Origin of the sequence: Tamilnaduibacter salinus (assembly GCF_003096655.1) — a bacterium.
In the GTDB taxonomy this organism is placed as follows: Bacteria; Pseudomonadota; Gammaproteobacteria; order Pseudomonadales; family Oleiphilaceae; genus Tamilnaduibacter; species Tamilnaduibacter salinus.
The window spans coordinates 60,213-80,469 of record NZ_QEKQ01000010.1; the positions used below are offsets into that span (position 1 = coordinate 60,213).

The window sequence follows — 20,257 nt, forward strand, 5'->3', positions numbered from 1 at the left end:
TACCCCGATGTGCCCGGTGATTGAGGCGGCAAATCTAATATCAAGCAAAAACATCAGGCGCCCTGAATTTTCGGCACGCCGGGCTCTCTCAGGTTCACTTGATGGCAGTCTTGCTCATACAGGCCAAATCATAGAACAGCTACGTGACGACTGGGAAGCGGAGTGTCAGGGCGAGACATCCTTATCCGAACGCGCCCCTGCTTAATCAGGCGAAGCACTTTCCAATGGGTGCAGAGGACCGTTGTTGGAGGCGTGCTCGCTTGGGCCGCGAAGCGGGCAGCGAGGACCATCTGGCGCGATGCGCCGAAACCTCAGCCAAAATAATATTGCAGCAGCCGCAACACGATCACCAGCGCCAGCAACGGAAATATCCACTTCACCACCCCCGCCGGCGCCTGGCCGCCGCTCTTGCTGTTGCGAGCGTATTTTTCCAGCAGCGGCACCAGCACAATCAGTGCGAGGAACAGGACCGCCAGGACCATGATCAGATTGCTCATCGAAACGCCCATTTTCCGATTGGACTGAGTCGTACCATCTCACAGATCCACGCCGTTGCGCAGGGTCGAAAAGACGGGGTTATCAAGAACCACCGCCACCACCGCGTGACAACAGCGGTCACCATGATCCAATGACGTTCAGAGTCAAAGCGCTTATCATGGCACTTCCTGAGCGGAGGAAATCCTATGGGGCGCGCTCTTTGCGCCGAATGCGGCGTCCACCGAAATATCTGCGTCTGTGATCAGTGCTCGCCCATTGAAGGGGTGCCGATGCTCTGGCTCCTTCAGGACCCTAAAGAGGCTGGTCACAGCAAGGGGACCGCTCGCATCGTCGACGTTTGCCTGCCAAGCGCGAGGCGGATTGTCTGTCGATCACCAGAGGATCTGGAGCCACTCCGTAGGCGAGCTCAGCACACACGTCTCGGTGTGCTTTTCCCATCCCCTCACAGCACCCCAGTGGAAGAGGTCTCTCCAGGCGAGATCCGTGAGTGGATTGTCCTGGATGGGACCTGGCGAAAGGCGAGACGATTGCTGCTGTCAAACCCCTGGTTACGAGCGCTTCCCGCCTTTCATTTCAGCAACCCACCGCGCTCCGCCTACCGGATTCGCAAAGCGCCGACAAGACGGCACTTGGCGACTGCCGAGGCGGTGGCTGCGCTGCTGGACCAAACAGCCCCCGACTGCCTTTCTTCCCCGTTGCGAAACGCGGTTAGCGCACTCGTCGAACGCCAACTCCAACAGATGCCCCAGTCCATCAGGCACCGCTACGAATGACGCGCGAGCGGACGATTCACTGCTGTCGCTCAATCAGCGGCGAATACGGTCTGGTTACGGCCAGCATGTTTTGCCTGGTAAAGCGAGACATCCGCCCTCGCCAGAAGCTCCTCGAAAGAGCCCGAGCATTCCGGGCCTTCCATCGCTCCCCCAATGCTCACCGTCACGCGAAATCCCCCCTTCCGCCCTCCAACCTCAGCATCCCGGATCAGGCACCGCAACCTCTCAGCCGCCAATTGGGCCTGATCCCGACCGACATCCGGCATGACAACGCCAAACTCCTCACCCCCCAGCCGGCCGAATAGATCACCCTGCCTGAGATTCTGCCGGATCAGCTCGGTGACCGTGACCAGCGCCTCGTCACCGGCAGCGTGGCCATACTGATCATTAATTGATTTGAAGTGGTCGATGTCGAGCATCATCACGGCCAGCCCCCGAGACCGACGTTTCTCGCCGCTCAGAAGCGCCTCCGCTTTCTCAACGAAAGAGCCATGTACCAGAGCACCCGTGAGCGAATCGTGGTTCGCGGCGTGCTGAAGCTGTCGCAGCGTGTCCCTGCGCAGCGAATTGACGGTCGCAGCCGTCAGCGGACTGACCGCGAGCAAGACAGTACCGAGTCGTAGCGACATCATTGACAGCGTATGTGACTGCGACCCTGGCGCGTACGGAACCTCCGGTATCATGAATAGAAGCTGAAACAGCGTGGTCGCCAGGGTGAGCACCACCGTTGCCGATATACCGTAGGACAGGGAGCACCAGAGAAGAGCCGGAACAGGAAACGCGATAGCACCCGGCCCGCCGAGACCCGCCGCCGCCAATACCGAAAGCCCAAGAACCGCCACCGGAACCAGCTTTTTAACGGATGCCCGCGAAAAACTCGACTGAATTGCGGTCGCGAGCCGCCCCGGGCCAGGCAGGGTCAGCATCAGGGGAAGAATCAGCATGCAGTGCGTCAGCTCCGTGGTGAACCAGACGACAGCGCCAATCCAACGGCTCTGATCCATAAACACCGGTCCGACGTTTGCGCCAATGACGGCGCCCGAAGCCGCCGAGGCCGTCGATATGACAAGGAGATAGAGCACTGACCGGGGATCACCAATCCGTCGGTGCTCACTTCCCAGCAGGCAGTAAATGCGAAAGCCTACAATCACGCCAAACAGGTTCGCCGCCGTCAGCCAGGATGTTGTCAGAACCTCACCGCCTGTCGACAGATCCGCAAGCACATAGCCGACCAGAGCAGCGGCCCACCCCGGCCAAGTCGCTAGAGACGGGGCGCGAACGAACAGGCCCAGCAAAATCGCGTTCGCCGGCCAGAAAACAGCGAGCAGTCCAGTCGGCCGGCTCATAATGCCGAGAAGACACGCCGCGAAGACCACCCCACAGACCAGGACAGGGCCGCCCAATCGAGACCATACCGTGACCGGAGGACAAGGCGACTGTTTCACACTGGATGTCACAACGACCTCCTGATTACTGGCAACCCGGACCCCGCACCTACTGAGCCGTCACGCTGATTCAGCACAAGCGCACATCTTGTTGAAAAACTGAGCGGCGAAATATTGTTACAAGCACTTACATACCGTCAAATCTTGTAAAAGGGAGCATCGAGCCTCACTTCCCTGTGGTCCAAAGAAGATGGAACTGCCAAGACACTGAACAACGGTGATTACCGACTAATCATGTATGAGTACACGACATAAACCGAAACCATGACGATGGCCTAAAAAGAATCGATTTGGAGGGAAAACGGAAGGCTCTTCAATGCAGACTGCCTGGCATGCTGTCGGTTCGGCTGTCATCCCGAACCACCGAGCTCGATCAACGCCGACGAACTGGAGCTGTGCTCCACAACAAAGAGGCCGTCGATTGGATTCGATGGCATATCCGGAATCGATAAAAATGCGTTAGCTTGGGTGCCTGAAGGTCAACTATCCCCAACTATCACCCCGGGTTCCGCAACGACAGACTGATGACGACGCCATACTCACTCGGCTGCCCCCAATGGCAGGATGCGAAATGGAACGACCTGCTCCCGCCCGGGAGCAGCGCCCTGGCCCGTTACAGTCAGATCTTTCAGTGCGTGGAAGGGAACACCACCTTCTATGCGACACCAACACGAGAACAGTGCGAACAGTGGCGGGCACAGGTGCCAGACGACTTCCGGTTCCTGTTCAAGTTCCCGAGAGCCATTACGCACGATCGGCTTCTCGGGCACGCCAATGAGCCGGTACGTGCGTTCCTCGACACTCTCGAACCGCTCAACGATGTACTCGGCCCCTTCCTCCTGCAGCTTCCAGCCGCTTTCACCCCGGAGCATCTCACGCGCCTGTGGCGTTTTCTGGACACGCTGCCCGAGCCCTACCACTGCACGGTGGAAGTGCGACATCCGGCATTCTTCGAAAAGGGCGACGCGGAAAAAGCACTCAACCGTGGACTCCGGGAGCGCCGGACCGCGCGGGTGTGTCTTGATAGCCGGGCGCTGTTCACAGCAACGCCAGACACCGACATCATCCGCGATGCACAGCGCAAAAAACCACAACGCCCGGTTCACCTGCTGCCAGTGGATGCGCGCCCGGTCGTGCGCTACATCGGTCATCCGGATCTGGAGACCAACCGGCGGTTTCTGGCGCCCTGGGTCGAACGGGTCCACTCCTGGATCGAGGAAGGCCAACGGCCATTTGTATTCATGCACATGCCGGACAACGGCGATGCGGTCTCGTTAGCCCGTCTCTGGAGTGAGCTTTTGCATGAGCGCATGCCGGCCTTGGCCCCGCTGAACCTGGCCCAGCACCAACCACAGATCGGCCTGTTCTCTGATTGACGCTGCCCGGCCCCACGCCGCAAACTTTGACACATCATCGCCTGTGAAGCCGATTCGATATGACCGCCAACGTCAAAACCCGGATTCTCTTCCACTCCCGACGCTTGAACATTTACCTGGTTCGCTATCCCCAGGGCCACAAGATCGTCCCGCACGTGGACATGGTTTCGGCCGGACGGCTGTTCAAGCTCAACTGTGTACTGGTCAAGCCCAAGGCCGGCGGGGAGTTCCTCTGTGAGAAGCATATCTTCAACCTGTTCGGGCGTGTGGTCCTGTTCCGGCCGGACCTGCACCAACACCGGGTATCCACCATTGAGAACGGCAACCGGTGGCTGCTGAGTTTTGCGTTCAATACACAGGGCACCGCCTGAACGGTTAGCGGAAGGAAAGGGTGCCCTCGTACGGGGCACCCCATGAATCACGCGCCCACTTTCCGGCAGACGTGGTCGATCACGTTGCCGTGCTCCTTCTGCGGGCTGAACATGACGATATCGGTATCGGCCTCTGCCCGGACACTATGACCCGGTGGCCAGTAGAACAGGTCCCCTTCGTGTACGGTTTCCTGCGCGCCGTCATCGTATAACGCCGTGATTTCTCCCTTCACGACGTACCCCCAATGCGGGCTCTGACAGCTGTCGCCCTGGAGCCCGTGGAGCAGCTCGGTGATATCGGTGCCGGCGTCAAACGAAAAGTACTCGGCACCGAGCGTTCCATACCCGGACACATCGCCAAAATCGGTTTGCTGACGAACAATCGCACCGGGGCCGTCCAGACGAACGGGTACCGCCTCCTTCGCAATATGCATGGCTTATTCCTCCATGAGATGCGTGTGTGGCTGTTCCCTGAACGCCTTCGCACACGTGTCGAAAACGCATGCTGATGCCGCCGCGACCACCACACGACCCCGGCTCCATCAAGCGCGCGGGAACCATTTCAGCCTAGCACGCGGCGTACTCAGCCGCATTCAACCACTCACTGCCCGGTAGTGGGATGGTGAAACGCCAAAACGCTTCCGGAATGCCCTTGAAAACTGACTGCCATCGCCGAAACCACATTCCAGCGCTATGGCCGTAATTTTGTCGTGCGGGCGTCGCAACAGAGCGCGGGCCCGTTGCAGGCGCCGCTCCTGAACGTACTGATAGGGGGCCATGCCAAAGCTGGCCCGGAACAGGCGGGCAAAATGATAGGGGCTGAGATGAACCCAACCGGCCATGGTGGCCAGATCCAGCGGTTCGTTCAGGGACTGTTCGATGCGCTCCTCCAGTGACCGTTGCTGGCGACGGGCAAAGCGCCCTTTCACGACGGGCTCGACCAGGTCCGCTGTACTGTAGCGCCCGGTGATCTGCACCAGCAGCCACTGAGCCAGATGGTCCATGGCCTGCGGCTGGCTTGGCGCCTGCCAGTCGCTCAGTTCAAGAAGCTGGCCCGCGTGGGCCAACACATCGTCGTTCACCTGGTAACGCTCTTCCAGCGTAACCGTCGCCGGTTCGCGGTCCCAGGTCTGGGCCATGCAGCGCGCCAGATCCCGATCAGTGAAATAGAAGTGGACAAATTCAAAGGGGCCATCAATTCGCCAGTGGGACCGGCTGCCGGCAGGAAACAGGCAGGTGGCGCCGGGGAAGCCATGACTGACCGCCCGGCCGTTGTGCTGACGACTGGTCTGCTCGCCACCCCGGGTGTAGATGCTCAGGGCATGATGCCGTGGCCGCTCGTAGTACGCCTCACCGTGGTGATTCCGCCAGTGCGCCAGTGCCCGGCCATCGGTCAACTCAAGATGGCGCTGCGGCGCCGCCCCCGCATTGTTCAGGGCTGAAACGATATCGCGTGTGGCCTGCGGATACGTCATACCCGGATTCCCTCCCATTCATGACAGGAATCATCCACCCTTTCGCAAGATGTGACAAGCCACCGGCAAACAGGACCCATTACGCTGACAAAGCATCTGGACAGCAAGGAGCCACCATGCCCGTCAGCGCACACTACTTCGTTACCGTCCTGATCTGGGGACTGACCTGGACCGCGATCCGATTACAGGTGGAATCCGCCGCTGTGGACCTGTCCGTTTTCTACCGGTTTGTCTTGGCCTCAGCGGTGGCGTTGGGCGGTCTGGCGCTTGTGCGACGATTACCCCGGCTGACCCGCCGCCAGCATGGCTGGCTGGTCCTGCAGGGGTTGACGCTCTACAGCATCAACTTCCTGATGATCTACCGTGCCGCAGAGGGCATGACCAGCGGCCTGCTGGCCGTCATTTTCTCGCTGGCGGCGCTGTTCAATGCCATCAACGGCCGCCTGTTCCTAGGCATTCAACCCAGCGCCCGCATTGTTCCGGCAGTGACGCTCGGACTGACCGGTGTGGCACTGCTGTTCTGGCAGGACCTGTGGCTCGGCAACGCCACGTTCGCCGCCATGGCTTTCGCGGCGACGGGCACTTTCTGGTTCTCGCTCGGGAACGTCCTCAGCTTAAAAGTGCGTGAGCTGAACGTCCCTCTTCTGGCAGGCAATGCCTGGGCCATGTTCTACGGCGCGCTCGCCCTCGGCATCTGGTGCCTGGTGACTGGTGTGGAATGGGTCATCCCGACGGCTGGCGTATTCTGGGGAGCCACCCTGTTTCTGGCGGTACCCGGTTCCATCATTGCCTTTTTCAGCTACCTGACGGTGATCCGCACGCTTGGCCCTGACAAGGCCGGCTACGCCACGGTCCTGTTTCCGGTCGTCGCGCTGAGCCTCTCCACCTGGCTGGAGGGCTTCGTCTGGAGCGGCACCGCGCTGACCGGCGCCTGTCTGGCATTGCTGGGCAATTATGTGCTGTTCCGCCAGCCACGCCGACAAACGCCTCCAACTGCCGATGCCGACAAGCACCTTCAGCACGGCGCCCGATAACCGACCGCGACGCGCACATTCAGTCAGCAATGAACCAGACGAGACACCACGGCAAAAAAGATACTCCGAAGTCGCGCTCTTTGCCGATTTTTCACAATATGTTTACGCAAAAACACACATCGACTGCCTGCCAAGCAAGTCTGCGCCCTTTGCATTCCCGTAGATCATAACGTCTCAGCGGTCACCGCGATCGAACCGATGACGGCGCTCCGTGAGTCGTTCACCCATTGAAGGTCTGCGTACCATGATGAAACTGCTTTCCCGTCTCTTCCCCGGAAATCGCGCTGCTTCGGCACTGGAACAGGCTCCACAGGCCGTATTGGCCGTCGACCGCCATCACAAGGTCACAACGTTTAACGCCAGGGCGGAAAAACTATGGGGCGTTCAGCGCGACCGCGTTCTCAGCCAGCCCGCCAAGCGACTGCTGCCCGACTCGGTTCTTCGGCGATTGAACACGGATGATGGTGAACCCCGGGAGGAGCAACTGACGACTGCCGACGGTGCGCACATCTGGGGAGAGGTGGCTTTTTCTTGCGCGGGAACAGGCGATTCAACGGAATGCACTATTTTTGTCCGCGACGTGAGTGAAGAGCGCTATGCGCGGGAGATGATGAACCAGACGCTGGAACAGGCCATGGACGCTGTTGTGTCGATCGACGAACACAATAATGTCACTTTCTTTAATCGCGCAGCTGAAACGCTGTGGGGTTATGACCGGGATGAAGTGCTCGGCGAAAACGTCAAGATGCTGGTGCCCGAAGCCATGCAGGCTCACCACGATGGCTATATTGAACGCAACCGCCGTACCGGAGAGAACCGGATTGTTGGAAGCTACCGGGAGCTCACCATTGAGCGCAAGGACGACACCCAACGCTGGGGGCAGGCGGCGATCAGCAAAATCGAATGCGACGGCGTTGTGACGTACACCGCGTTTATTAAAGATGTGACAGCGGAAGTGGAGAAACGCGAGAAAATGGAGATGCTGTCGCTGGTGGCGGACCATGCCAACAATGGCATCGTGATCACCGACCAGAATGGGCGCATCGAGTACATCAACGCCGGGTTCGAGAAACTGGCGGGGTATACTCTCGATGAGGCCCGAGGTCACAAGCCCGGGCCGATGCTTCAAGGCAACGACACCGATCCTGAAACCGTCCGGCAAATCCGGGAAAATCTGGATCGCCAGGAGCCGTTCTACACCGAGATCCTAAACTATCACAAGAATGGCACGCCCTACTGGGTCTCACTCTCAATCGCCCCCGTCTTCGACGAAAGGGGGCGTGTTCGCCGGTTTATTTCCGTCGAAGCGGACATCACCCGCAGCAAACAGGAGACTGTCGACTTCACCCGCCGGCTGCAGACCATTGAGCGCTCCATGGCGATCATGGAGTTTGATCCTGACGGCCGCTTCCTGACCGCCAATGATCTGATCCGTAAAACCTATGGCACAGAAGACAGAGTCGCCCAGGCCGCCCGATCGATATGGTCGAAGCTGAGCGCTGAGGATCTGGGTACCCTCAAGGGTAGGGGCGAATTCAGCGGGCGAGGCGCCGTAGAGCTTGAAGGGATGCCGATCATGGCGCTTGACTACCAGATCGTCGCCCTGAAGCGGTTTGATGGGAGCGTACGCCGATACGTGCTTTTCGGCATCGACATCACAGATCGTCACAATGCGCTGAACGAGACTCAGGAAGCGATGAATTCCGTGTTACAGGTGAGCAATCGAATCAGCGGTATTGTGTCCACCATTGACGACATCGCCGACCAGACCAACCTTCTGGCGCTCAATGCGGCCATTGAAGCCGCCCGTGCAGGAGAGGCCGGCAGGGGGTTCTCAGTGGTTGCGGAAGAAGTGCGATCGCTGGCACGCAAATCAAGCGACTCGGCCGGCGAAATCGACGGGCTCGTGGATGAGACCAATCAGCGCGTTGAGGCTCTGGCCAGTTCACTCGACCGAATCGACAGCTGACCACGCCTGCGTCTCACTCGGAGCAGTTGTAAGGCAGCTCGATAACGCGCCCGGTCCGTTTCAGCCGCAAGTCGCTGACCGTCCGCCTGACAGGCGTCGCAAACCGGAGATCGTCAACGCTCATGTCACATGGCAGCGGTCCGCGCCCGGACACTGTCGGCGATGGCATCCATAAATGTCCTGATGCGAGTGACCTGACGCAGATCGGGGTGCGTCAGCAGCCACAACGGTGTGGCCAGCGCCTCGATGGGATCACTCAGTCGCACCAGAACATCATCCTGATCGCCTAGATAACAGGGCAGCACGGCAATCCCCGAACCCTCGCGCGCCGCCATTTGCATTCCCAGCATGCTGTCCATTCGGTAGGACGTCGTCTTGTCCGCCATCCAGTGCTCAAGAGTGGCATAGCCCATGTGCGCATCCGGCCCAACCCAATGCTCTGACCGCAAGGATTCCGGGGCAACGGGAGAAGCCGCGGCATTCCATTGCGCCCGCTGGCCATAGACCGCCTGCGCGATATCGGTGACGCGCCGACCAACGAGCGTGTCGGGCGGATGATTCGTCGGGCGAATGGCGATGTCCGCCTCCCGGCGGGACAGGCTGTATCGTTGATTGGAGATAACCACTTCCAGCGAAATGTGCGGATACTGCTCACGAAAATCATTGAACAACGGCGCCAGCAGCCCGGCAAACAACGTGTCCGTCGTTGTGACCCGGATGGTGCCTGAGAGCCGGAGATCCTGACCGGCAATCCGCCGCTCGGCGCCGTGGACCTCCTGCTGCACCCGACCGGCCACCGTGGCCAGATCCTCCCCCGCCAGGGTCGGCGCATAGCCACCCCGTGAGCGCTCGAAAAGACGCACCCCGAGGCGCTTCTCCAGATCCTGCAACCGACGGAATACCGTGGCATGACTCACCCGCAAACGACGGCCGGCGCCCGACAGCGAGCCGGTGTGCGCCACTGCCAGCACCACCTGGAGATCATCCCAACGCATCGCCTGTTCATTCATGCAAACCAAGTTATCAGATTTATGGAATCGATGATCGTTTTTGAACAGATTACGCTGTCCAAAAACGCATCGAAAGAGGAAGCATGAGATGAACGTACTGATTGTTCTGGCCCACCCCGAACGGGCATCTTTTAACGGGGGCCTGTCGGATGTCGCAGCCGACGCGCTGCAGGCACAGGGCCATCAGGTAGAGGTCGATGATCTTTACCGGCAGGGCTTTGACCCGGTGGAGCGTGCCAGCTTCTATACCCGGCGAGAAGACGAAACCCACTTCGCCACACTGACCGAACAGCGGGAACATTATGATGACAACGCCCTGCCCCGGGACGTCCAGCACGAACTGAATCGCCTGGATTGGGCTGATCTGGTGATTTTCCAGTTCCCCCTGTGGTGGCATGCCCAGCCCGCCATTCTCAAGGGCTGGTTCGATCGGGTCCTGGTCTATGGCGGGCGCTACTCCGGGTCAATGCGGTACGACCATGGCTACTTTCGCGGCAAGCGGGCCGTACTCTCGGTAACCACCGGTTCTCCCCGACAGGCATTCCAGCCACTGGGTCGCGCGGGCAATATGGTGGAATGGCTCTGGCCGATGCACGCTTCACTCTACTACGTCGGGTTTGATGTGCTCGCGCCGCAGGTCAGCTACGGCATACAGGGTGGTGGCATCCGGTATCAGGACGCATCGGCCTTTCACGATCAGCTGGAACGACAGAAAGACCACTGGCGCACCCGGGTGCCCGGACTTTATCAGGAGGCGAGTATTCCATTTACCGGTTGGGACGACTGGGACGCCGATGGAATGCTGGCGGATCACAATCCGTTGCGGTGGCGGCCGTGAGGGGGCGGCGGCAGCCCCCATCAAGGCATGCCTGGCAGGTCACGTTGAAAACAACGATCAGGCAATCGCTTAAAGCGAAAAGACCCGCGCAGCATTCCCACCGAGGAAATCGTTCCGGGCCTCTTCGTCGAGCGGCAGGGTGTCGATATCCGCCAGACAACGCTCTGGCGTAATCATGGGCCAGTTGGAGCCAAACAGTACTTTTCTGCGCCCATGACCGGCCATGAACCGGACCAGCTCCGGCGGATAGCGTTTGACGGTGTAGGCGGAGGTGTCGATATAGACATTGGCATGCTTGGTGGCCACCGCCACCATCTCCTCCGTCCAGGGGTACCCCACGTGTCCGCCGACAATAACCAGCTCGGGAAAATCGATCGCCACCTGGTCGATGTGCGGAATGGGCCGCCCCACATCCGAGGGCATCAGCGGCCCAGTGTGACCGACCTGGGTGCAGAACGGCACCCCCAGCTCACAGCATTCGGCAAACACCGGGTAAAACCGCGCGTGAGTCGGCGGCAGTTCCCACAGCCAGGGCAACACGCGAACGCCCTTAAAGCCCAACTCCTTCACGCAGCGCCGGATCTCTCGCACCGCGTCCATAGGCCGGGCAATGTTCACGGAACCGACGCCCACGAGCCGATCCGGCGCTTCGTTGACGAATGCCGCCACTTCATCGTTGGAAATCAGATCACCCTGGGGACCAGTCCAGGCCGAAATCAGGCTCTTGCTGACACCTGCCCGGTCCATGGCGTCCGTCGTTACCGACACAGGCAACTCTCGGTCCGAGGCGGTAATACTGTCCGACTGGTCCCGCGTCCAGCGACGCAACGAATCCAGCATGGGGTGATTCACCAGACGGGTCGTCGGATGCTGTGCCCAAGCGTCAACGATCATGGCGGCGTCCTCCTGATTGGCCGGTATCGCGATGGGATCATCCACTCCTTAAAGAGTGAATGACAAATCATCCTTTCATGCACCCAATCTAAGGGGTGTGCGGCCGGCGCACAACCAATACCTTCAGACAGCTCATGAATCGCCCAAGCGCCGCCGGTAGGAATAAAGGCCATACAAAGCGGAGATCGCAAAGGCCAGAATCGCTGGAATGGACAGCGCCACAAACCCCAGATACCGAAAGAGAATGGCGCCGATGCCGCTGCCGGCAATAAAACCGCCGACAATCAGCAGAAACAGAATGGCTTTACGACGATCAAACGGCACGCCTCGCAGTCGCGCACCAACCATCAACCCGAGATCCGTAATGATGCCCGTCAGATGCGTGGTCCGGACAAGGGCATCACTGTAGCGGGTGACAAGCCCGTTCTGTAAGCCGCAGGCTGCCGAAGCGAGATAGTGCCCCCAGAAGGATCCATCCAGCAGCGCGGCCATCGCGGCCAGAATCAACAGGCCCTCAAGGATCAACGCGAACCTGTAATGCCGGCCCCTACCAAGCCTCCTAGGTATAAGTTCATGCGCGGTCTTGATCGTTAAATCGCTGCCTCATTGCCTCGATGTTCCGATCATGATTCAAGCCGCGCATTTGTTCTTCCAGCTTGGCGCGCTCGCCGGATCGCGTCAGTCCGACGTCCTCTCGTAATGCCGGCGGTAATGATCCCAGCTCAGCACCGGCAGCCTGCCGCTCACGAACCCGATGCCGCCACCGAGCAATCGCCTGGAGAGGGGACCACCGCGCTCGCCGTTCGCGAGACAGCATCATCATTGGGGCAGTCAGTATATAGGGCATTTGTCACCTCGTTCTGAACCGGTGTGCTAACCTGATCCCAGGGTTCATTCCTATCGTCCTTGCTCAGGGGAGCTCCCACCAGCGACTTATACTTGGGGGCTTTCAAAAAAGGCTTGAAAGCGATGCCCCGACCACTTCCTCCACTAAAGGCCTTAAGAGCCTTCGAGGTCGCCGCCCGCCAGGGGAGTTTCACCTTGGCCGCCGACGAACTGTGCGTAACACCAGCGGCTGTCAGCTACCAGGTGAAGCTCCTCGAAAGCTACCTCGGGGTCCGCCTGTTCCGTCGAAACGCACGACATCTCGTGCTGTCACACGCCGGAGCACAGATCATTCCCGAGGTCATGGAGGCTTTCCGACGCCTGTCACGCGCGACCGAGTCGTTCCGTCAGCCGGACGGCTATCAGATCCTTCGCGTCAGCGTTGCGCCGTCGCTTGTCTCACGCTGGCTCATTCCGCGTATGAATGACTTCCGCCAACGTCATCCAGAAATCGAACTCCAGATCGACGCCCGCGAACGGCTCGTGGATATGCGCCGCGAAGACGTGGATGTGGCGTTGCGATTTGGCACAGGCGACTACGACAGCTGTTGCGTCGACTCCCTCCCCCCATTAACCAGTTTCCCCGTCTGCAGCCCCGCTCTGGCGGACAACGGGCCAGCACTCAACACAGTCGACGACATCGGCGCCTATCCGCTGATCCACGTTGAATGGCGCCACACCCGGCAACCCGTGCCGGACTGGAGCGAGTGGCTGGAGAAGGTCGGCGGGCCACCGGTCGATATGGATTCGGGGTCTCGATTCGGCCAACAGTCCCTGGCCTTGGACGCGGCAGTAGCGGGTCAGGGCCTGGCACTGGCCAATGCATTGCTGGCCAACGATGACCTGGCCAGCGGTCGCCTTATCCGCCCACTGAACGAATCCGTACCTCTGGAGTACACCTATCACGTGACCTACCTCCCGGAGATGGCAGAGGTCCGGCGAGTTGCCGCCTTCCGTCAATGGGTGTTTAACGAGATCGGGATGGCGCCTGCGTGAGAGACTCCTTTCTGCCTCTCCATCAATCATTCCCCATCCCTTCCCGAAAAGGCATACGCCGCCAACTTGCGAGCGCTGTCGAGATGAATGAAGGCATTCGCGCCACGCGAGAAGAGCGCATAATGCCCCGGCGCCACTTCCTGAGCCGGAAACGGGTTGCTACCGAAACCGGTTTCGGCCCGCAACTGACCAATTGCTGCCCAAACCGCTTTAAGGATGACCAAGTCGTTCAAATGCCGTCCATTTTGCTGGCCCCCGCATCATAGAGACGCGAGAGAGCTCTTTCCTGCCACAATTCACAACGTTATCCACAGGTTTTGTGAGCAACTGCCTCGCGAGGGCTTGCGCTCCCTAACCGCCCTGGATCACAGCCGGAACAGGGGCCCAGCGGGGAGCGACCTCGCGTCAGAGCAACGGGCATACAGGTCACGGCACCACCCCCAACGCACCCTCTGGCAAGTGATTCAAGTTGTCAGCGATCGTTTCGCCTTGCGAACCCAGGAGGCGTATCAGTTTTCGGATGGCAGCGTTCCGCAGTATGATCCAGACTGAGGAGATTCAGGGAATTCCACTTTCACCAGGACGTCAGAGATCAACCATGAAAAGGATGCATGGGGAGTATCGCCGGCACGTACGATCCGGGATCCGTCTGCCGGTCAATTTAAGTTTTGCCAACCACACCATTGCAACCAGAACACTCGACATATCGGCCGGCGGCTTACGCCTGAAAATACCGGATCAGCTCGCCATCCAACCCGGCGAGGTCGTTGACGTTGATTTTCGCGACAAGGCCGGCATGAGGGTGACCGCGACAGTGGCGCACTCCGGCAAGTCCCACATCGGCTTACAGCTTGACCGCAATCGCTTTTCGAAACAGCAGCTGAATGAACTCTCGAACGCGTCACCCTCCTGGCAACGCCTGACCACCCAAGCCAAACGCGGGCTTTGGACACACTGTCGGCGCCTCGCCATTCTATTAGCCAACACCGGGTTGCGGCCTGTCATACATGCCCTGGTCCGGCCGCAGTTTCTGTTTGCCGTTTACGGAAACAGGCAACAGGTTGAAACCTATTTCACCCCTAGGATGGCCCGGTTCATGCCGTCCAATATCGTCCTTGGATTCATTCGCCAGGGCGGTGCGCGCGGCCTCTTGGTGGCGCCACAGTTTCTGGAAGAGGAACTACAGGCGGAGTCTGACAAGGTCCGGCTCTTTCTGGAGCGATTGCAACGGGACTACCCCAACGCGCAGCGGATTGCCCTGGTTGGCCGGCTTCCCAACTTCGTCAAGAAAGCAGGCCTTGATATTTCCGGGCCACTGGTCGAGGGGAGCCTGGGGACGCGATACATGATCTGGGACGTGGCGCGGCAAATGCGCGAGCGCTCCCAGTACTGCCAGCAGAACAGTATTGTTGTCCTGGGCGGAGCCGGGCGCATCGGTAATGCGGTGTGCCGGGATCTCACGAGCCTGTTTGAGACAGTGATCGGCCTTGACCCGCGCTACGAGGAAGACAGGCATATCACCACCGACCATGGCACGGTATTACAAACGGCCAATCTGGCCCACCTCCACGACGAAAAACTCTACATCGGGTTAACCCATCATGGCGACGCGGTGCTGGATTTTTACACGCACATCCCTCCGGGTGCTCTGATCGCCGACGACACCCACCCCTGTATCAGCCTGGAGGCCCGGGAGCGCCTGCGGCAACGGCAGATTTCCGTGGAAAAGGTGGTGCTCTCGCACGAGGACTTCCTGATGTGGCCGCGCATGCCGGCGTGGAACAGCCGGGATATTCCGGGCTGCCTGGTTGAAGCCCTGATACTGCTGCGCCAACCGGCGGTTGGCGAAAGCGACTTTTCCGCCTTTTGTGACGAGGCGAAGTTTCTGGGGTTCACCGGCCACCTGATCAGGCCTCTGGACGAATAGAATGAGCAGGATTGCTCCACGATGACAGAGCACCAATGGACAGCAGGGCTGGGAGTCTGCGACTTTCTACCACACAGACTCCTGGCCGCAGTACTACTCCTGTGTGCCTTTACCGCCAACGCAGACGAACTGACTGTTCGGGGCGACGTCGGTCATTACACCTTGAATGACCGCATCACTTACCTGCCGGACGGCGACCAAACGATTGATCAGGTCACACAACAGGAACAGTGGCAGGAAAAACACGATGACAGTGTACTGAACCTGGGATTCACCGATCAGGCCGTCTGGCTCAGGACATCCCTACGCATTCCGACATCTCTGACCCAGCAGTGGTATCTGGTGATTCCCTACCCACTTCTGGAGGAGGTGGATCTCTTCCTACTCCGTGACGGCCAGCAGCCAGCGTTCTACCACATCAACCGCCAGCAGGCCGAACGCCAGCGGGAACAGGCTCATAGCTATCAGATCGCCCTGCCCTTACCACAGGCATTGAGCGGTCGCGTGGATGTGTTCCTGAGGGCGCAGTCAGCCACTTCGCTGCAGGTGCCGGTGGCGCTGTGGCGGGAAGATCATCTGCTAAACCGCTTTTCCCGGGAAAGTCTCTATTGGGGGGTCTACTTTGGCGCTCTATGCGCCCTGGTGATCTACAACCTGTTTCTTTTCCTCTCCATCCGGGATTCGGCCTACGGCTATTACGTGCTGTACATCGTTTCGATCAGCCTGCTGATGCTCTGTATCTCCGGGGTCGGTAGCGCCTGGCTCTGGTCCGGCCAGCCGCTTCTGACACGCTATGCCCTGCCGGTCAGCACCGGGCTGGTGTCTCTGTGTGCTGTGATGTTCGCCCGAAGCTTCCTGAGATGGCGGGAGATCTCCGCTCGCTGGGACCGGAGCATGAAGATCGCCGCCACCCTGGCCGGGATTCTCGTCGTCTATACCTGGATCGACCCCATACACGGAGCGCTGTTTGCCGGTCTGCTCGGCTTCCTGGTGGTCGTGCTACTTATTGCTGTGGGGATCGCCGGCCTGAGGGCAGGCATTGCTATTGCCCGTTATTTTGTCCTGGCCTGGGCCGCCTTCGCCCTGGGTGCTTCACTGTATCTTCTGAGTGTTTTCAACGTTTTGCCGGTCAACATCCTCACCAACCATGCCATGCAGGTTGGTTCTGCCGCCGAAGTGCTGTTGCTGTCCTTCGCCCTGGCCCACCGGATCAAAGACGAACGGGCACGCAAGCTGGCAGCGCTGCGCAGACAACAGCGCGCCGAGCGGCAGGTTCAGGATCTGGAACTGCAGTCCCTGGAACAGGCCATGCACGATTCAACCACCGGGATGCCGAATGCGTCCTTGCTCAACCAGCAGTTGCAGGCGGTGATCGGCCAGGATAAACGGGCCGCGCTCGTACTGGTCAACTATCCCCAGGTTAAGGAAATTGCGTCGAGCATGGGCTACAACCTGGCGGAGTCAATGTTTCGCGAGTTAGTGAAAAAGCTCAACCACAGGCTCGAAGGCCAGACCGGGGCCATTTGCCTCGAGAACAAGCAGCCCGCTTTCATTGCGATTCCCGAATTCTCTTCAGCAGCGTTTCTGATCGAACTCGACCACCTGACAGACACTCTGGAACCCTTCGTCGAACAGGTAGTCGGGCACCATGAGGTCTCGGTGCACACCGTCAGGTTGCCTGTGCTCATGAACCTGCACTCTGGCGTGGCGATTACACCGGAGCACGGCGACAGCCCGGAAATTCTGTATCAGCATGCCCTGGCAGCACGGGATCGCAGCGAGTCGAGCAAGGTTCCGGTGCAGGTCTATAACAAGGCCATCTCCGACTTCGCACGGCGGCGTCTGGATCTGATGACCGCCTTACCACCGGCCATCGAAGCTGGCGAACTGGAACTGTATCTGCAACCGCAGATGAACCGGACCGGTCAGACCCTGGTCGGCGTGGAAATGCTGTTGCGCTGGCACAGCGGGCAATTTGGCACCGTCCCCACCTGGGAAGTGATCGAGATTGCCGAAAGCGCTGGCCTGATTGATCTGCTATCCCGTTACGTCGTGGCGCAGGCCTGCAAGACCATGCAAACGCTGCGGGAACGGGACCTGGAGATTACCGGCAGCATCAACCTGTCGGTTCAGAATCTCACCAATCATCATTTTGTGCCTGAGGCAATGGCCAGAATCAGGGAGCACGACATCCCCACGAACAGCATGATTTTCGAGGTGACCGAAACCTCAATGATGCACAACATGGAATCCGTCATTGGATCGCTGCAGCTTATCGCCGACAGCGGCTGCAGGATTGCCCTGGATGATTTTGGCACAGGCTATTCTTCACTGGCCTATTTGAGCCGCCTGCCCATTCATGAGCTGAAGATTGATCGTTGCTTCATCAGTAAGATGTGTACCAACCGGAATGACCTGGGCATTGTCAAAAACACCCTGAAACTGGCCCGAACGCTCAACCTGGAAGCCGTGGCCGAAGGCGTCGAGGACAACGCCACCATGGAACGGCTCACTGAACTGGGCTGCCACCGTTTGCAGGGGTACGTGTTTGCCAAGCCGATGCCGCTGGAAACGTTCTGCGATTGGGCACTGGAACACAGCCTCAGCTGAGTAGCCGGGGCGACACCATGAGCCTCAAGCGTTCGGCAGACGGGAGCCAGAAGAGAGTCACGCACCCGCTGTGATTCCACGCCATAATGTTGATTCCAGCTGCGGTTTATCACCTAACATAGAGTCTAAACACCGTATAAGGGGAGCCAGTTTGTCGTCGTTGCCTGACCGACTCCGCCAACACCTGCGGGATATCATTTCCCTTCGACCGCAGGTCGGCCTCGTACTGGGGCCTGTGGCGTTTCTGACCATGTTGTGGATGCCGACGCCCCAGGGTCTCTCGGATTCTGCCTGGCAAGTGCTTGCCCTGACACTGTTGATGGCCAGCTGGTGGGTAACGGAAGCGGCTCCGTTGGCGGTGACCGCTCTGCTCCCGATCACACTCCTGCCCCTTCTTGGCATTCAGGGTATCCAGCAGGCGGCGGCACCGTATGCCAATCCCCTCATCTTTCTCTTCCTCGGTGGTTTCATCATCGCCGGTGCAATTCAGCGCTGGGACCTCCACCGCCGGCTGTCACTGCTCGTTCTGTCTCTATCCGGAACCCGCCCCGATCGGGTCGTGGCCGGATTCATGATCGCCACGGCGATACTCAGCATGTGGGTCAGTAACACGGCCACCAGTGCACTGATGGTGCCCATCGGTCTGTCCGTACTGAAACTGCTGCACAGGGACGACGACACCCACCGAGACAACCTCAGCCTATGCCTGCTGCTGGGCATTGCCCTGGGGGCCAATATCGGCGGGATGGCGACGCTGATTGGGACCCCTCCCAATGCACTTCTCGCGGGATACCTCAGGAGCAATCACGACATCACCATCGGGTTTGGCCAGTGGATGCTCTTTGCGCTACCTCTGAGTATTGTTCTGCTGGCACTCGCCTGGCACCTGTTGACCCGCCACATCTACCCCATCGCCCATCATCCAATTGACGGTCTTTCAGCGCTGATCCATGAGCAGCGCCAGTCTCTGGGTCGCATGAGCCGCCCCGAGCGGCTTGTGGTCACGGTTTTTACGGGGGTGGCGCTGACGTGGCTGACACGGCCCCTTCTTCTCAACCTATGGCCCGGACTGGGCCTGACTGACGCCGGCATCGCCATCCTTGGCGCCGTCGCTCTGTTTGTGATTCCAATCCGATGGCGCCCACTGACAGCCGCAATGGACTGGGAGGCCACAAAGAGCATCCCCTGGGGCGTGCTACTTCTGGTCGGGGGTGGGCTCAGCCTTGGGAACGCCATTGAATCCAGCGGACTGGCGACGGCCATTGCCGCGGCTCTCCATGGCATGACGGGCTGGCACTTCACCCTGGTCATTGCTGTGGTCGTTGCGACCATCATGGGGTTGAGTCACGTGACCAGCAATACGGCGACGACCGCCACCATGCTCCCGATCGCCGCTTCGCTGGCAGTGGACCTGAATCTGGCCGTACCGCTACTCTGCGTCCCCGTCGCCCTTGCCGCCTCAAGCGCCTATATGCTGCCCGTCGCAACGCCACCCAATGCCATCATATTCAGCAGCCAGTTGATCACGGTACCGCAAATGGTTCGTGCCGGGGCCAGCATCAGTCCGGCTGCATTGCTGCTGATCACCGTCTGGACGCTGCTGTTCACGCCCCTTCTGGCAGGACAGTAGCCATTGAACGGACTCACGGAGCGGAGCGCCTTCCCGGGTCTCTTCTGAATTTTCTGAAAAAAGTGCTGGCCAAACCGGAACAATGTGCGTACCTTGACGGCTGTAGGAATGAGTAAGCAAAGCAGTTCACGAATAAGACGTTGGCAGTCGCAGTACCCCGTCCTGTTTTTGATCCCGCACGTTTAGCAGTTCCCACATCTCGCTGATCAACCGTCACGACGACGGGCCACAGCACTTTTATATCTCAATCTCAGGAAGATTACCTATGTCCACAACGACTGGCACCGTTAAGTTCTTCAACGAAGCAAAAGGCTTTGGTTTCATCACTCGCGAAGGCGACTCTGATGTTTTCGTTCACTACAGCGCGATTCAGGGCAGTGGATTCAAGACTCTGGCCGACGGCCAACAGGTCGAGTTCACTGTGACTCAGGGCCAGAAAGGCGCCCAGGCGGAGAACGTTGTCGCGCTCTGATCAGCCGATAACTTCCCGCACAAAAAAGGCAGCCTCGGCTGCCTTTTTTCGTTC

The 20,257-nt window shown here is 59.4% G+C and carries 18 protein-coding genes; 11 read left to right on the forward strand and 7 right to left on the reverse strand.

Annotated elements, in window-relative coordinates; translation table 11 throughout:
* Positions 1-311: 311 nt before the first annotated feature.
* Positions 312-497 (reverse strand): hypothetical protein, encoded by a 186-nt coding sequence (locus C8D92_RS14345; protein ID WP_116919770.1) that lies wholly within the window; start codon positions 495-497, stop codon positions 312-314.
* A gap of 186 nt (positions 498-683) precedes the next feature.
* Between C8D92_RS14345 and C8D92_RS16045 the strand changes: the two genes are divergently transcribed.
* Complete coding sequence (locus C8D92_RS16045; RefSeq protein WP_116919771.1) at positions 684-1,271, forward strand: tRNA-uridine aminocarboxypropyltransferase; 588 nt, start codon at positions 684-686, stop codon at positions 1,269-1,271.
* A gap of 29 nt (positions 1,272-1,300) precedes the next feature.
* On the opposite strand, the gene C8D92_RS14355 is transcribed toward C8D92_RS16045, so the two are convergent.
* Positions 1,301-2,617, reverse strand: coding sequence for a GGDEF domain-containing protein (locus tag C8D92_RS14355; protein ID WP_133243135.1), 1,317 nt, complete (start codon positions 2,615-2,617; stop codon positions 1,301-1,303).
* 623 nt (positions 2,618-3,240) lie between these two features.
* On the opposite strand from C8D92_RS14355, the gene C8D92_RS14360 reads away from it, so the two are divergent.
* Positions 3,241-4,092 (forward strand): DUF72 domain-containing protein, encoded by an 852-nt coding sequence (locus tag C8D92_RS14360; RefSeq protein ID WP_116919773.1) that lies wholly within the window; start codon positions 3,241-3,243, stop codon positions 4,090-4,092.
* A 59-nt stretch (positions 4,093-4,151) separates the two neighbouring features.
* Positions 4,152-4,463 carry a 2OG-Fe(II) oxygenase gene (locus C8D92_RS14365; RefSeq protein ID WP_116919774.1) on the forward strand — a complete coding sequence of 104 codons (312 nt, stop codon included), beginning with the start codon at positions 4,152-4,154 and terminating at the stop codon, positions 4,461-4,463.
* A gap of 47 nt (positions 4,464-4,510) precedes the next feature.
* On the opposite strand, the gene C8D92_RS14370 is transcribed toward C8D92_RS14365, so the two are convergent.
* On the reverse strand, positions 4,511-4,897 hold the full coding sequence (locus C8D92_RS14370; protein WP_116919775.1) for a cupin domain-containing protein: 387 nt from the start codon (positions 4,895-4,897) through the stop codon (positions 4,511-4,513).
* A 159-nt stretch (positions 4,898-5,056) separates the two neighbouring features.
* Complete coding sequence (locus C8D92_RS14375) at positions 5,057-5,938, reverse strand: helix-turn-helix transcriptional regulator (RefSeq protein ID WP_116919776.1); 882 nt, start codon at positions 5,936-5,938, stop codon at positions 5,057-5,059.
* Between the two features lie 116 nt (positions 5,939-6,054).
* On the opposite strand from C8D92_RS14375, the gene C8D92_RS14380 reads away from it, so the two are divergent.
* Both C8D92_RS14380 and C8D92_RS15960 read left to right on the forward strand, forming a co-directional pair.
* Positions 6,055-6,972 (forward strand): DMT family transporter, encoded by a 918-nt coding sequence (locus tag C8D92_RS14380; RefSeq protein ID WP_116919777.1) that lies wholly within the window; start codon positions 6,055-6,057, stop codon positions 6,970-6,972.
* A 244-nt stretch (positions 6,973-7,216) separates the two neighbouring features.
* Complete coding sequence (locus tag C8D92_RS15960) at positions 7,217-8,941, forward strand: PAS domain S-box protein (protein WP_207775190.1); 1,725 nt, start codon at positions 7,217-7,219, stop codon at positions 8,939-8,941.
* A gap of 125 nt (positions 8,942-9,066) precedes the next feature.
* Here the strand turns inward: C8D92_RS15960 and C8D92_RS14390 are convergent, their stop codons facing one another.
* Positions 9,067-9,951: a LysR family transcriptional regulator gene (locus C8D92_RS14390; protein ID WP_095610775.1), complete on the reverse strand. Its 885-nt coding sequence runs from the start codon at positions 9,949-9,951 to the stop codon at positions 9,067-9,069.
* Between the two features lie 88 nt (positions 9,952-10,039).
* On the opposite strand from C8D92_RS14390, the gene C8D92_RS14395 reads away from it, so the two are divergent.
* The gene (locus C8D92_RS14395) at positions 10,040-10,789 is read left to right on the forward strand and encodes an NAD(P)H-dependent oxidoreductase (protein ID WP_116919778.1); all 750 of its coding nucleotides are present in this window, start codon (positions 10,040-10,042) and stop codon (positions 10,787-10,789) included.
* A 69-nt stretch (positions 10,790-10,858) separates the two neighbouring features.
* Here C8D92_RS14395 and C8D92_RS14400 read toward each other — a convergent pair whose 3' ends face one another.
* Together C8D92_RS14400 and C8D92_RS14405 are read right to left on the reverse strand one after the other, a co-directional pair.
* On the reverse strand, positions 10,859-11,683 hold the full coding sequence (locus tag C8D92_RS14400) for an amidohydrolase family protein (protein WP_116919837.1): 825 nt from the start codon (positions 11,681-11,683) through the stop codon (positions 10,859-10,861).
* Positions 11,684-11,815: 132 nt separating this feature from the next.
* Entirely contained in the window at positions 11,816-12,271 is a 456-nt protein-coding gene (locus C8D92_RS14405) for a DUF1275 family protein (protein WP_116919779.1), read from the reverse strand.
* 381 nt (positions 12,272-12,652) lie between these two features.
* On the opposite strand from C8D92_RS14405, the gene gcvA reads away from it, so the two are divergent.
* From gcvA to C8D92_RS14435, 5 genes are all read left to right on the forward strand, one after another.
* On the forward strand, positions 12,653-13,564 hold the full coding sequence (gene gcvA, locus C8D92_RS14410) for a transcriptional regulator GcvA (RefSeq protein WP_095610778.1): 912 nt from the start codon (positions 12,653-12,655) through the stop codon (positions 13,562-13,564).
* A gap of 598 nt (positions 13,565-14,162) precedes the next feature.
* A complete protein-coding gene (locus tag C8D92_RS14420) occupies positions 14,163-15,491 on the forward strand; it encodes a PilZ domain-containing protein (protein WP_165819290.1) in 1,329 nt (442 codons plus the stop codon).
* 21 nt (positions 15,492-15,512) lie between these two features.
* Positions 15,513-18,101 carry an EAL domain-containing protein gene (locus C8D92_RS14425; RefSeq protein ID WP_116919782.1) on the forward strand — a complete coding sequence of 863 codons (2,589 nt, stop codon included), beginning with the start codon at positions 15,513-15,515 and terminating at the stop codon, positions 18,099-18,101.
* A 160-nt stretch (positions 18,102-18,261) separates the two neighbouring features.
* Positions 18,262-19,731, forward strand: coding sequence for an SLC13 family permease (locus tag C8D92_RS14430; protein ID WP_243402463.1), 1,470 nt, complete (start codon positions 18,262-18,264; stop codon positions 19,729-19,731).
* Between the two features lie 265 nt (positions 19,732-19,996).
* Positions 19,997-20,203, forward strand: coding sequence for a cold-shock protein (locus C8D92_RS14435; RefSeq protein ID WP_116919783.1), 207 nt, complete (start codon positions 19,997-19,999; stop codon positions 20,201-20,203).
* Positions 20,204-20,257 lie beyond the last annotated feature (54 nt).

Coding starts and splice junctions, on each gene's coding strand:
- C8D92_RS14345 (WP_116919770.1), bottom strand. CDS start 497: ATGAGCAATCTGATCATGGTCCTGGCGGTCCTGTTCCTCGCACTGATT.
- C8D92_RS16045 (WP_116919771.1), top strand. CDS start 684: ATGGGGCGCGCTCTTTGCGCCGAATGCGGCGTCCACCGAAATATCTGC.
- C8D92_RS14355 (WP_133243135.1), bottom strand. CDS start 2,617: ATGAGCCGGCCGACTGGACTGCTCGCTGTTTTCTGGCCGGCGAACGCG.
- C8D92_RS14360 (WP_116919773.1), top strand. CDS start 3,241: ATGACGACGCCATACTCACTCGGCTGCCCCCAATGGCAGGATGCGAAA.
- C8D92_RS14365 (WP_116919774.1), top strand. CDS start 4,152: ATGACCGCCAACGTCAAAACCCGGATTCTCTTCCACTCCCGACGCTTG.
- C8D92_RS14370 (WP_116919775.1), bottom strand. CDS start 4,897: ATGCATATTGCGAAGGAGGCGGTACCCGTTCGTCTGGACGGCCCCGGT.
- C8D92_RS14375 (WP_116919776.1), bottom strand. CDS start 5,938: ATGACGTATCCGCAGGCCACACGCGATATCGTTTCAGCCCTGAACAAT.
- C8D92_RS14380 (WP_116919777.1), top strand. CDS start 6,055: ATGCCCGTCAGCGCACACTACTTCGTTACCGTCCTGATCTGGGGACTG.
- C8D92_RS15960 (WP_207775190.1), top strand. CDS start 7,217: ATGATGAAACTGCTTTCCCGTCTCTTCCCCGGAAATCGCGCTGCTTCG.
- C8D92_RS14390 (WP_095610775.1), bottom strand. CDS start 9,951: ATGAATGAACAGGCGATGCGTTGGGATGATCTCCAGGTGGTGCTGGCA.
- C8D92_RS14395 (WP_116919778.1), top strand. CDS start 10,040: ATGAACGTACTGATTGTTCTGGCCCACCCCGAACGGGCATCTTTTAAC.
- C8D92_RS14400 (WP_116919837.1), bottom strand. CDS start 11,683: ATGATCGTTGACGCTTGGGCACAGCATCCGACGACCCGTCTGGTGAAT.
- gcvA (WP_095610778.1), top strand. CDS start 12,653: ATGCCCCGACCACTTCCTCCACTAAAGGCCTTAAGAGCCTTCGAGGTC.
- C8D92_RS14420 (WP_165819290.1), top strand. CDS start 14,163: ATGAAAAGGATGCATGGGGAGTATCGCCGGCACGTACGATCCGGGATC.
- C8D92_RS14425 (WP_116919782.1), top strand. CDS start 15,513: ATGACAGAGCACCAATGGACAGCAGGGCTGGGAGTCTGCGACTTTCTA.
- C8D92_RS14435 (WP_116919783.1), top strand. CDS start 19,997: ATGTCCACAACGACTGGCACCGTTAAGTTCTTCAACGAAGCAAAAGGC.